The sequence below is a fragment of the Streptomyces sp. 11x1 genome, assembly GCF_032598905.1.
Taxonomy (GTDB): domain Bacteria; phylum Actinomycetota; class Actinomycetes; order Streptomycetales; family Streptomycetaceae; genus Streptomyces.
In genome coordinates this window covers 7,959,937-7,972,437 of record NZ_CP122458.1, presented here as the reverse complement: position 1 = coordinate 7,972,437, position 12,501 = coordinate 7,959,937, and the positions used below count along the sequence as shown (strand labels likewise).

The 12,501-nt window shown below is 71.7% G+C and carries 8 protein-coding genes; 2 read left to right on the top strand and 6 right to left on the bottom strand.

Going from position 1 to position 12,501, the window contains the following annotated elements; genetic code table 11:
• Positions 1–42: 42 nt before the first annotated feature.
• Complete coding sequence (locus tag P8T65_RS34950) at positions 43–1,905, top strand: hypothetical protein (protein ID WP_316729164.1); 1,863 nt, start codon at positions 43–45, stop codon at positions 1,903–1,905.
• A gap of 114 nt (positions 1,906–2,019) precedes the next feature.
• Here the strand turns inward: P8T65_RS34950 and P8T65_RS34945 are convergent, their stop codons facing one another.
• Positions 2,020–2,376, bottom strand: a complete 357-nt coding sequence (locus P8T65_RS34945; RefSeq protein WP_059080740.1) for an iron-sulfur cluster assembly accessory protein — start codon at positions 2,374–2,376, stop codon at positions 2,020–2,022.
• A gap of 313 nt (positions 2,377–2,689) precedes the next feature.
• On the opposite strand from P8T65_RS34945, the gene nadA reads away from it, so the two are divergent.
• Positions 2,690–3,874 (top strand): quinolinate synthase NadA, encoded by a 1,185-nt coding sequence (gene nadA, locus P8T65_RS34940; protein ID WP_184895094.1) that lies wholly within the window; start codon positions 2,690–2,692, stop codon positions 3,872–3,874.
• Positions 3,875–3,935: 61 nt separating this feature from the next.
• On the opposite strand, the gene P8T65_RS34935 is transcribed toward nadA, so the two are convergent.
• From P8T65_RS34935 to P8T65_RS34915, 5 genes are all read right to left on the bottom strand, one after another.
• Positions 3,936–6,182 (bottom strand): protein kinase domain-containing protein, encoded by a 2,247-nt coding sequence (locus P8T65_RS34935; protein WP_316729163.1) that lies wholly within the window; start codon positions 6,180–6,182, stop codon positions 3,936–3,938.
• Between the two features lie 492 nt (positions 6,183–6,674).
• Positions 6,675–9,815, bottom strand: a complete 3,141-nt coding sequence (locus P8T65_RS34930; RefSeq protein WP_316729162.1) for an efflux RND transporter permease subunit — start codon at positions 9,813–9,815, stop codon at positions 6,675–6,677.
• 202 nt (positions 9,816–10,017) lie between these two features.
• Positions 10,018–10,707 carry a response regulator gene (locus P8T65_RS34925; protein ID WP_184895090.1) on the bottom strand — a complete coding sequence of 230 codons (690 nt, stop codon included), beginning with the start codon at positions 10,705–10,707 and terminating at the stop codon, positions 10,018–10,020.
• A gap of 57 nt (positions 10,708–10,764) precedes the next feature.
• A complete protein-coding gene (locus P8T65_RS34920) occupies positions 10,765–12,006 on the bottom strand; it encodes a sensor histidine kinase (protein ID WP_316729161.1) in 1,242 nt (413 codons plus the stop codon).
• Between the two features lie 207 nt (positions 12,007–12,213).
• A complete protein-coding gene (locus P8T65_RS34915; protein WP_045555382.1) occupies positions 12,214–12,492 on the bottom strand; it encodes a PspA-associated protein PspAA in 279 nt (92 codons plus the stop codon).
• Positions 12,493–12,501 lie beyond the last annotated feature (9 nt).

Below are 12,501 nucleotides of genomic sequence, written 5' to 3'. Positions count from 1 at the left end.
GTATAGGGGAGGCGGTGTACGACCTGCCGAAGGAGCGATGCGGTGAACCCCGAGCGACCCGACAACCCCGAGAACCCGGACGAGGGCCCCGAGCCCGACGCCCCGGAGGAACTCGGGGCTGCGGGCGCGCCCGGGAAGACCGCGAAGCCGGAGAACCCGGAGAACCCGGAGAACCCGGAGAACCCGGAGAAGCCGGAGAAGCCGGAGGGGACCAAGCAGGCCGAAGGGACCGAGAAGGCCGAGAAGGCCGAGGGGACCGAGGAGGCTACCGATGCGGTGTCGGCCCCCGCTTCGGATGCCAGTCCGGCTTCCACCGCAGCCCCGGCTTCAGCTTCCGCTCCGGCTTCCGCCTCCCATACGGCCCCCGATACGGATGCCGGTCCGGCTTCGGCTCCGAATCCCGCCGCCGCGCACAGTGACCCCGGCACCCGCCCGCGGCCCCCGCGTTCGCGGCTGGTCGTCGCCTCCGTCGCGGCCGCCGTGTTGGTGATCGGTGGTGGCGGGGCACTCCTCGCCTCGTCCTCCTCCGGCGGGTCCGGCGGTGCCGATGGGCGCTCCGGCTCGCCCGGCAGTGACGGCACTCCCCCGCCCCTCGCGCTCGACGGGTACACCGGCGACGGTTCGAACGGCATCGCGCCCGGTGAACCCGACCCCAACGGGGTGACCTATCGCGCGGACGGCGACCTGCCCGAGGGGCCCGGCTCCGCCGCCGTCCACGTGGTCAAAGGCGAGGTGACGGCCGCGGAGGTCGCGCGGCTGGCGAAGGCCCTCGGGATGGCGGGCAAGCCGACCGCCGAGGGTGAGGCCTGGCAGGTGGGGGCGGCCGGGGACGGTTCGGGACCGGTGCTGCGGGTGAACAAGCAGGCGCCGGGGACCTGGACCTTCAACCGGTACACGCCGGGCACCGACAACTGCCAGAAGGTCGACGTCTGCACCTCGGGCACCGTCGAGGGCGGGGGCCCAGTGAGCGAGGCGGTCGCCAGGAAGGCGGCGGCACCCGTGCTCAAGGCCGTCGGCCAGGACGACGCCAAGCTCGACGCCGGTCAGCTGATGGGCGCCGTACGGGTGGTGAACGCCGATCCCGAGGTGGGTGGGCTGCCCACGTACGGCTGGTCGACCGGTGTCCAGGTCGGCGCCGACGGTCAGGTGGTCGGCGGCAGCGGCAACCTGAAGTCGCCGGTGAAGAGCGACACGTACCCCGTCGTGGACGCGGAACGGACGCTGGAGCTGTTGAACGGCTCGGGCCAGGGCGTCGGCGCCGAGCGCGGCGGCATCGGCGGCTGCACCGGCCCCGTACCGCTGGAGGGCGAGAACGGGACGGCCGGGGAGAAGGGGACGGTCGCCGCCGACGAGACGCCGTGCGAGCGGATGACCGAGCTGCCGAAGCCGGAGCCGGTCACCGTCGAGAACGCGGTGTTCGGGCTCGCGTCGCATCCGGTGGACGGTCGCCCGGCGCTGGTGCCGTCGTGGATGTTCGAGGTGCGACCGGCGGGTGCCGGGGACAGCTACACCGTGACGCATCCGGCGGTCGACCCGAAGTATCTGGCCTCCCCCGAGCCGCGCTCGGAGCCGACCGAGCGGCCCGGCGAGCCGGGTGACACCCCGCCGACCGGCTCGGACTCGCACGACGTGAAGGTGCAGGGCTACACGGTCGACGGGAACGAGCTGACCGTGTCCTTCTGGGGTGGCGTCTGCAGCGACTACTCGGCCTCGGCGAGCGAGGAGTCGGGCGAGGTGAGGGTCACCGTGACCGACACCCCGTGGGAGGGCAAGGTCTGCATCATGATCGCCAAGGTGGTGGAGCGGACGGTGCCGCTGGAGAAGCCGCTGGGCGACCGGAAGGTGGTCGGGTCGGACGGCAGGGAGATCCCCGAGGGCGGGATCGCGGAGTCGCAGCCCCGGTAGGCAGCCCCGGTGGCCCCGTCGGCCGCGGACGACGAAGGCGGCGACCCCCTCGGAGGGGGTCGCCGCCTTCTCGTACCGACTGGCGCGTGTGGCGCGCCACCGCGCGGGCGGGGTTCAGCTGAAGGAGTCGCCGCAGGCGCAGGAACCCGTCGCGTTCGGGTTGTCGATGGTGAAGCCCTGCTTCTCGATGGTGTCGACGAAGTCGATGGTGGCGCCGCCCAGGTACGGGGCGCTCATGCGGTCGGTGACGACCTTCACACCGTCGAAGTCCTTCTCCACGTCGCCGTCGAGCGAGCGCTCGTCGAAGAAGAGCTGGTAGCGCAGGCCGGAGCAGCCGCCGGGCTGGACGGCGACGCGCAGCGCCAGGTCGTCCCGGCCTTCCTGGTCGAGCAGGGCCTTGACCTTGGCCGCGGCGGCGTCGGTCACGATGATGCCGTCGGTGACGGTGCCGGTCTCGTCCGATACGGACATCTACATCTCTCCCGGGTTGTACGGAGACTGCTTGCCGACGATTGCAACCGCCGGGGTCCCGGATTCATTCCGGGGCGCGCGGATTCGTTCGTGTCTCTCTTCATGCTCGCACATGGCCGCCGGAGTGGGCACGAGCCGCTGACGGCCGTGGACAACGCCACGCCGGGATTCATGTCACATCGACGCTATGGGCATCGTCAAAGTGACGTGAAGCGGTTATGATAGATAGCGTCAATTCGACGAAAAGGATAGCCCGAATGTCCCGCCGACCCTCCCCCGGGCGGCGAGCCGCAGAACAGAAAGGGTGCGTGTCGTGACCACCGCCCAGACCCAGGAGCTCGACGTACAGCCGACGCCCCTCGCCCTGCTGCTGCTCGGCCGCGAGGCCGACCCGAGGAGCGAGCGCGGTGTCGAGTGCCCGGGCGACCTTCCCTCCCCGTCCGACCCCGACCTGGTGGAGCGCGCCCGCGCGGCCAAGGAGAAGCTCGGGGACAAGGTCTTCGTGCTCGGCCACCACTACCAGCGCGACGAGGTCATCCAGTTCGCGGACGTCACGGGCGACTCCTTCAAGCTGGCCCGCGACGCGGCGGCCCGCCCCGAGGCCGAGTACATCGTGTTCTGCGGTGTGCACTTCATGGCCGAGTCCGCGGACATCCTCACCGGCGACGACCAGAAGGTCGTGCTGCCGGACCTGGCCGCCGGGTGCTCGATGGCCGACATGGCCACCGCCGAGCAGGTCGCCGAGTGCTGGGACGTGCTGACCGAGGCCGGCATAGCCGAGCAGGTCGTGCCCGTCTCGTACATGAACTCCTCCGCCGACATCAAGGCCTTCACCGGCAAGCACGGCGGCACGATCTGCACCTCGTCGAACGCGAAGCGGGCCCTGGACTGGGCCTTCGAGCAGGGTGAGAAGGTCCTCTTCCTGCCGGACCAGCACCTGGGGCGCAACACCGCCGTGCGGGACATGGGCATGTCGCTCGACGACTGCGTCCTCTACAACCCGCACAAGCCGAACGGCGGCCTCACGGTCCAGCAGCTGCGCGACGCGAAGATGATCCTGTGGCGGGGGCACTGCTCGGTGCACGGCCGCTTCAGCCTGCAGTCCGTGAACGACGTACGGGAGCGGATCCCGGGCGTCAACGTGCTGGTCCACCCCGAGTGCAAGCACGAGGTCGTGGCGGCGGCGGACTACGTCGGGTCGACCGAGTACATCATCAAGGCGCTGGAGGCCGCGCCCGCCGGTTCCAAGTGGGCGATCGGCACCGAGCTGAACCTGGTGCGGCGGCTGGCGAACCGTTTCGCGCCCGAGGGCAAGGAGATCGTGTTCCTCGACCGCACGGTCTGCTTCTGCTCGACGATGAACCGCATCGACCTCCCCCACCTGGTGTGGACCCTGGAGTCCCTCGCCGAGGGCACCCTCGTCAACCGCATCGAGGTCGACAAGGAGACGGAGGCGTTCGCCAAGCTGGCGCTGGAGCGGATGCTGGCGCTGCCGTAACCCTTCTCCGGCGCCTGCGTACCGCGCCTTCGGCACCTCCTCGTGGGCCTCGGCCCCGCGCTCACCCCGACACGGGCTCCCGGTCGGGGTGAGCGGGGTCGAGGGAGAAGAGGGTGCCGTCCGGGACGGCCACGGCCACCGTTCCCTCGTGGGGCAGTGCCCACGGCTCGCCCTGGACGGACGAGATGGGCGTGGCGCGGGGCAGCGTCTCCCAGAGCAGGGTGCCCTTGAGCCTGTCGAGGGCCGCGACCCTTCCGGTGGCGCTGGCCAGGTAGAAGGTCTCCGAGGACGCGTCGTACCCGGGCGCGCCCGGACGTTCCAGGCTGGTCCTGGTCCGCCACAGCACCTCGCCCGTGTGCGGTGACACGCCGGTCACCTGGCCGCCGGACCGGACGAACACCAGCACGCCGCCCACCAGGGCCGCTCGGCCCCGCCCGTCCTCGCCCTGCTTCGTCATCACCCTGGACCCGGTCCCCAGATCCAGGAGCATGATCGTCTCGTACATCGGGTCGCCGCCGCGGGTCGCGTCGGTGTAGTCGGTGGCGTCCACGACCAGGACCAGATCCCCCTGCTTGACGCCGAGGAGTTCGCTGTCCAGCGGCACCTTCACGGTCCTGGCCGAACCGTCGGCGCGGTCCACGACCAGGACCCGGGATTCCGAGTTCGCCGCCTTGGCGTCCCGGGCCACCGGCCGGCAGTGCGCGTACGTGCCCGCTCCGGCCGTGGTGAACGTGCAGTGGTGGCCGGCGGGCATCGGCAGGGACCAGCGCTCGGCCCCGGTGCGCGGGGACCGCGCCGCGACCGTCACCCCGTCGGGTTCGGGGGTGAGGACGAGGTCCCCGGTCAGGGTCGTGTCGATGTCGGAGATGTCCACCCGCCGGGTCCACAGCTGCTCGCCGGTGCCCGCGTCGAGGGCGACGACATCGACCGGGTCCACCACGGGTTCGCCGCTGAAGACGGTCTGCTGCACGAGGACCGTGCCGTCCCTGACACCGAGGACCGAGGCGTAGTACCGGTCCTGCTCGGTGGTCGCCGGCGCGATGTCCGCGCGCCAGACCGTCCTGCCCGTACGGCCGTCGACGCGGACCGGGAGGGCTCCCGCGCCGCCGCAGTAGACGTCGCCGCCGTGCACCTGGCAGGAGGGAGCGCCACCTACGCCGCCGTCGCCCGAGGGCAACGGTCGGCGTGCGCCCGCCGCGGCCTTCGCGAACACCGTCGTCTGCCAGGGCTTCCAGGCGCCGGGCGGTGGCGTCCAGCGGGAGGTCGGGGTCGGCGCGGGAGCCGCCGTGTCCGTCGTGTCCGCGCGGCCCGGCCCCAGCAGGTAGGCGGTCAGCCCGAGGACCAGCGCGCCGACGGTACCGGTCGCGGCGAGCAGGGGACGGAGACGGCGCCGGCGGGCGGGGGGCGGCTCCGGATCCGGGCCCATCTCCAGGTGGAACTCCGTGGCGGCAGCCGCGACCTCCTCGCGCCGGGGCACCACCGGCTGGGACCCCGGCTCCGGCTCCGGCAGGGCGGCCTCGAACTCCCGTGCCAGTTCGTCGAGTCCGGGGCGGTCGGCGGCCTCCTTGGCCAGGCAGCGTTCCAGCGCGGCCCGCAGGGGCGGGTCCACCCCGTCCAGCACGGGTTCGTCGTGGATCACCCGGTAGGCCGTCAGATAGGGGCTGTCCGCGTCGAAGGGGCCCCGGCCGGTGGCGGCGTAGACCAGCAGGGTGCCCAGCGAGAACACGTCCGAGGCGGGGCCCGCCGTGCGGGCGTCGGTGAGCTGTTCCGGGGACATGAACGGCGGGGTGCCGATCATCTGGCCGGTCTCGGTCAGGGCGAGGTTCTCCGCCGCGCGCGAGATACCGAAGTCGATCACCCGGGGACCGTCGTCCGCCATCAGCACATTGGCCGGCTTCAGGTCCCGGTGCACCACACCGGCCCGGTGGATCTCCCGCAGCGCCTCCACCAGCCCCAGGGCCAGGACGCGCAGCTCGGTGCCGTCGAGCGGGCCGTGGTCGCGGATACGCTGGGCGAGCGAGCGGCCGGGCACGTACTGGGTGGCCATCCAGGGGCGCTCCGCCTCCGGGTCGGCGTCGACGACCGCCGCGGTGAAGGCGCCGCTGACCTTGCGGACGGCCTCGATCTCCTGGCGGAACCGGCTGCGGAACACGGCGTCCTGCGCGTACTGGGCGTGCACCACCTTCACGGCGACCTCGCGCCCGGAGCGGGATCTCGCCCGGTAGACGACACCCATTCCGCCGGTGCCGAGCCGGTCGACCACCTTGTACCCGCCGACCGATCCGGGGTCGTCGCTGCGCAGCGGCACGCCCTGGTCCCTCCCCCCGCCAAGCTGCCCGAGTAGCCGTTCGAGGCACAGGATACGTAAGGGCGACGCGCGACGGCCGGGTCGCGGAACCATGTGGTTCCACGACCCGGCCGCCCGGGACCTTCGGGGGTTGCCAACTGCTTGTCGGGAAGTGCGCACGAGGGCGAATTGGCTCGATCGTGTGATGGTCGGCTTCCGGGCTTGCAACAGTGTGGGCTGTTCGGGCTACGGTGACCGGGCGATCTGGGACGCCGGGTACGGTGCCGGCGTGCGGGGCCCCCGCTCCACCGGAGTGATGGTTCGGGGCCTCCCCGTCGCCTCTGGCCGTACCCATCTGGCCAGGTCGTGAGGGAACTGGCCTCCCGGGCCCGGACCACGCACAGGATGCGTGTCGCCGCCCCGGGGCTGAGTACGCCGGGGACCAGTACGCCCAAGACCGTTCGGGGCGTGCGGCTGAGCGGGCTCACTCCTGCTCAGTCCCCAGGAACGGTGTCAGACCCCGGCGGGTTCCGGCTTGCCCGCCTCCGAGTCCGAGTCCGGCTCCGGCTTCGTCGGCTCGGACGGGGTGCCGGACCGCTTCAGGGCCTTCTTCTTCGCCCGGCGCTCCTTGCGGATCTCGATCATCGTGTAGAGGGTCGGGACCAGCAGGAGCGTCAGCAGCGTCGACGTGATCAGACCGCCGATGACGACCACGGCCAGCGGCTGGGCGATGAAGCCGCCCTCACCGGTGATGCCGAGGGCCATGGGCAGCAGCGCGAAGATCGTCGCCAGTGCCGTCATCAGGATCGGGCGCAGGCGGTGACGGCCGCCCTCGATGACCGCCTCGACCGTGCCGTAGCCCTGGCGGCGGTACTGGTTGATCAGGTCGATCAGGACGATCGCGTTGGTCACCACGATGCCGATCAGCATCAGCATGCCGATCATCGCGGGGACACCCATCGGCGTGCCGGTGACGATCAGCAGGCCGATCGCGCCGGTGGCCGCGAACGGGATCGAGACCAGCAGGATCAGCGGCTGGACCAGGGACCGGAAGGTCGCCACCAGCAGCATGAAGACGATCGCGATGGCCGCGAGCATCGCCAGGCCGAGGGAGGCGAACGCCTCGTCCTGGTCCTCGGAGACGCCGCCGATGGAGGCGGTGGCGCCCTCGGGCAGGTCGAGCGCGTTCAGCTTGGTGGTGAGGTCGGTGCTGACCGCGCCGGTGTTGTCGCCCTTGGGCTTCGCCGTGATCGTCGCGGCCCGCTGGCCGTCGATGCGGGTCATGGAGACCGGGCCGTCCACCAGCTTCACGTCGGCGATGTCGCCGAGCTTCACCGCGCCCAGCGGCAGGTCCCGCAGCTCCTTCAGGGTCTCGGCGGGCTTCGCCGACTTGATGACGACGTCCCGCTCGGTGTCGTCGAGGATGGCCCGGCCGCTGGTCGTACCGCGCACGGCCTGGGTGACGGCAGCGCCGAGGGTCTGGTCGTCGAAGCCCGCGGCGGCGGCCTTGTCGGTGGCCTTCACCGAGATGCGCGGCACGCTCTGCGCCAGGTCACTGGTGACGTCGGTGACGTTGTCCATGGTGGAGACGGCGTCACGGACCTGCTCGGCGGCCTTGCGCAGGACCTCGGCGTCGGCGGCCTTGACGACCACGCTCAGGTCCTGGCTGCCGAAGGCGTCGCCGACCGCGACGGTCGTCGTACCGACGCCGGAGAGCCCGGCGAGGCCCTTCTCAATGGTGTCCTGGACGCCGGCGGCGTCGGCCGAGTCGTCCAGCATGACGCTGTACGAGGCCTGGTTGGTGTCGGTGCCCCCGCCGAACGCGGCCATGAAGCCGGACGAGCCGACGGTGACCTGGTAGTCCTTGACGCCCTCGGTGTCGGCGAGCAGCTTCTCGACCTTCTTCGTCTGCTCGTCGGTCGCCGTGAGACTGGTGCCGGGCTTCAACTCCTGCTTGAGGCTGAGGACTTCCTGGTCGCCGGGGTCGAAGAAGTTCGTCTTGAGCAGCGGTGCCATGCCGAACGTGCCGATGAGGACGACGGCCGCGACGGCCAGGCTGGTCAGCCGGCGGCGGGTGGCGAAGCGCAGGACGGGGACGTAGAGGCGCTGGAGGCGGCTCTTCGCCTCCTTCTCCTCAGCCTTGCGGCGTGCCTCGTCGGCGTCCTCGGGTGTGCCCTTCGGCGCGCGCAGGAACCAGTACGACAGCACCGGGACCACAGTCAGCGAGACCAGGAGGGAGGCCAGCAGGGCCGCCGTCACGGTCAGCGAGAAGCTGCCGAACAGCTCGCCGACCATGCCGCCGGTGAGGCCGATGGGGAGGAAGACGGCGACCGTCGTCAGGGTGGAGGAGGTGACCGCGCCGGCGACCTCGCGGACCGCCTTGAGGATGGCCTCCTCGCGCTCCTCGCCGTAGCCGAGGTGCCGCTTGATGTTCTCCAGCACCACGATCGAGTCGTCGACGACGCGGCCGATGGCGATGGTCAGCGCGCCGAGGGTGAGCATGTTCAGGGAGAGGTCACGGGTCCACAGCACGATCAGCGCCAGGACCACCGACAGCGGGATGGAGACCGCGGTGACGAGGGTCGAGCGGACCGACGCCAGGAAGACCAGGATGACCAGGACCGCGAAGAGCAGACCGAGGGCGCCCTCGGTGGTCAGCCCGTCGATGGACTTGGAGACCGCCGGGCCCTGGTCGCTGACCACGGTGACGGTGGCGCCGGAGCCCAGGTCACGGCGCATGTCCGGCAGCTTCTCCTCGACGGCCTCGGAGATCGCGACCGCGCTGCCGTTACGGTCCATGGTGACCATGACCGCCAGGCTCGGCTCACCGTTCGTCCGGGTGATGGAGTCGGCCTTGGCCTGCTCCTCCTCGACCGCGGCGACGTCGGCGAGACGTACGGGCTTCTTGGCGCCCTCGCCGCGCACCATCAGGTTCTCGATCTGCTCCAGCGAGGTGTAGCCGCCGCCGACCTGGACGGTGCGGTTGGCGCCGTCCTCGTCGAAGGAGCCCGCGGGGACGGTGACGCCGCCCGCCTGGAGGGCCTGGGCGAGGGCCATCGTGGTCAGGCCCGCCTTCGCCAGCTTCGCGTCGTCGGGGGTGACGGTGACCTGGAGGTCCCGTACGCCGTCGACGGTGACCTGGCCGACGCCGTCGATGCCCTCCAGCGTGGGCACGACGGTCCGGTCCAGCTCGTCGGCGAGGGCCTGCTGGTCCTGGTCCGCGGAGACGGCGAGGACGACGGTCGGGATGTCGTCCGTGGAGCCAGCGATCACCTGCGGGTCGACGGCGTCCGGCAGCTGCGCCCGGACCCGGTTGACGGCCTGCTGGACGTCGGCGACGAGTTGCTCGGTGCCGGGGCCGTAGTCGAAGGACGCCATGATCAGGGCGTTGCCCTCACTGGCGGTGGAGGTCACGCCCGTGATGCCGTCGACGGCTTCGAGGCTGTCCTCGATGGGCTCGACGACCTGCTTCTCGACCACGTCCGGGGAGGCGCCCTGGTAGGGAGCGAGCACGGACACCACGGGCAGTTCGATGGTGGGCAGGAGCTGCTGTTTGAGCTGGGGTATCGCGATCGCTCCGAAGACGAGCGCGATGATCGACATCAGACCGACGAGGGCCCGTTGTGCGAGGCTGAACCGGGACAGCCAGGACATGGGTCAGTGTCTCTCTTCTGTGGCGTGAGCGGGTGACGAACGCCCCTGCCACATGCGGCTGTTGCCCCCCATGTGTCGCTCGTGTGAAGCGATGGTGAGCGCTCACCTCATACCCTGGGCCACGGAAGCGCCCGTTCCCTCGCTCCCCAGGGCCATTTCCATACGCCGCGCATACTCCGAGTGGAGTAGTCCCCGGCGGCCCTCAGTCCACCCTCGGTCGTACCAGGCCCGACTCGTACGCGAAGACCACCAGCTGCGCGCGGTCCCGGGCGCCCAGCTTCGCCATGGCCCGGTTGACGTGTGTCTTCACGGTCAGCGGGCTCACCTCCAGCCGCTCGGCGATCTCGTCGTTGGAGAGCCCGGCGGCGACCTGGACGAGTACCTCCCGCTCGCGACCGGTCAGGGTGGCGAGCCGTTCCGAGCGGGCGGCGCCCCCGCCCTCGCCGCCGGCCGAGTCGTCGGGCTGGGCGAGGAAGCGGGCGATCAGACCCTTGGTGGCGGTGGGCGACAGCAGCGCCTCTCCGCCGGCGGCCACCCGGATCGCGTTCAGCAGCTCGTCGGGCTCGGAGCCCTTGCCGAGGAAGCCGGAGGCGCCGGCGCGCAGCGACTGCACGACGTAGTCGTCGACCTCGAAGGTGGTGAGGATGACGACGCGGACCTGGGCGAGCGCCGGGTCGGCGCTGATCATGCGGGTGGCGGCCAGCCCGTCCGTGCCGGGCATCCGGATGTCCATCAGCACGACGTCCGCCCGCTCCTCCTTCGCGAGCCGCACCGCCTCCGCCCCGTCCGAGGCCTCCCCGACGACCTCCATGTCCGGCTCCGAGTCGACGAGCACCCGGAAGGCGCTGCGCAGCAGGGCCTGGTCGTCGGCGAGCAGGACACGGATCGTCATACGGGGTCCCCCGGGGCGCTGGTCACGGTCGTACGGCCGCCGCCTCGACCGTGCGGCTCACGGTCGTACGTCTTCCGCGGTGGTCGTTCGGGTCTTGAGCGGCAGGATCGCATGGACCCGGAAGCCGCCGCCGTAGCGGGGGCCGGTGGTGAGGGTGCCGCCGAGCGCGGCGACGCGTTCGCGCATACCGAGCAGGCCGTGCCCGCCGCCCTCGGGGTTCTCGGGATTCGTGTCGCCCGCCGCGGTCCGTCCGGTGCCGTTGTCGAGGACGGTGATCTCCACGTCCGGGCCGACGCGTACGACGCTGACCTCGGCCTTCGCCGCCTCACCGGCGTGCTTGTGCACATTGGTGAGCGCCTCCTGGATGACGCGGTACGCAGCCAGGTCGACGGCGGCCGGGAGGCTCACCCCCTCGTCGGCGCGGACCACCTCCACCGCGAGGCCGGCGCTGTGGAAGGTGCCGACGAGTTCGTCGAGCCGGACCAGGCCCGGGGCGGGTTCGGTGGGTGCCTCGGGGTCGCCGGACTGGCGCAGCAGCCCGACCGTGGCGCGGAGTTCGCCCAGCGCGGAGCGGCTGGCCTCACGGACGTGGGCGAGGGCCTCCTTGGCCTGGTCGGGCCGCTTGTCCATGACGTGCGCGGCGACTCCGGCCTGCACATTGACCAGGGCGATGTGGTGGGCGACGACATCGTGCAAGTCGCGGGCGATCCGCAGCCGCTCCTCGGCGACCCGGCGGCGGGCCTCCTCCTCGCGGGTGCGCTCCGCCCGTTCGGCGCGCTCCCTGATGGCGTGCACGAAGGCGCGGCGGCTGCGGACCGCGTCCCCGGCGGTGGCGGCCATGCCGGTCCAGGCGAAGATGCCGATGTTCTCCTGGGCATACCAGGGCAGCGGGCCGACGAGCATGGCCGTGCCCGTCAGCACGGTCATCGTGAGCAGGCCGACGCGCCAGGTGGTGGGGCGGTCGGTGGTGGAGGCGACCGTGTAGAGGGCGATGACGGCGGACATCGCCACGGGGGCACGGGGGTCGCCGGTCACCAGTTCGGCGAGGGTGAGCGCGCAGGTCGCGGCCAGGACGGCCATGGGGGTGCGGCGGCGGGCGACGAGGACGGCGGCGGCCGGCACCATGAGCGCGAGGCTGAGCGCGTCGGGGGTGCGGGCGCCCCACTTGTCGCCGTGGTCGGCGTTGGGGTCCACGAAGGAGCCGGCGACCATCGCGACGAGGACGCCCGCGGCGAGGGCGGCGTCCAGCGCGAGGGGGTGCGCCGTCAGCCAGGTCCTGGCTCGCTGGAGGGTGCTCACGGTTGATTACGGTACGGGGCGGTTGTGGGGGGCGGAACTGGTGGTGGCGGTACCTGTGGGGCTGGGCAGAGGTTTCCCGCCCCCCGCCGCCCCCACCCGTCCCGTCACCAGGGGCGCTGCCCCTTCGACCCCGAAACCGTGCGTTGTCGGGTGCGGGTCCGGTGGGGGCCGTCGCGCAGTTCCCCGCGCCCCTGCTTTTCAGGCTCCTCACCCCGGGATCAGGCCGTCGTCGCTCAGCATCTGCTTGACCTCCTCCAGTGTCGCGTCCGGCGACGGGAGGATCAGTTCCGAAGGTTCCAGGGAGTCGTCGGGCAGGGGGGTGCCCAGTTCGCGGACCTTGTCCAGGAGGGCGTGGAGGGTATGGCGGAAGCCCGGGCCGTCGCCGACCTCCATCTCCGCCAGGAGGACGTCGTCCAGCTTGTTCAGTTCGGCGAAGTGGACGTCGTCCAGCCTCACCTGCCCCTCCCCCATGATCCGAACGATCATGTCGCCCTC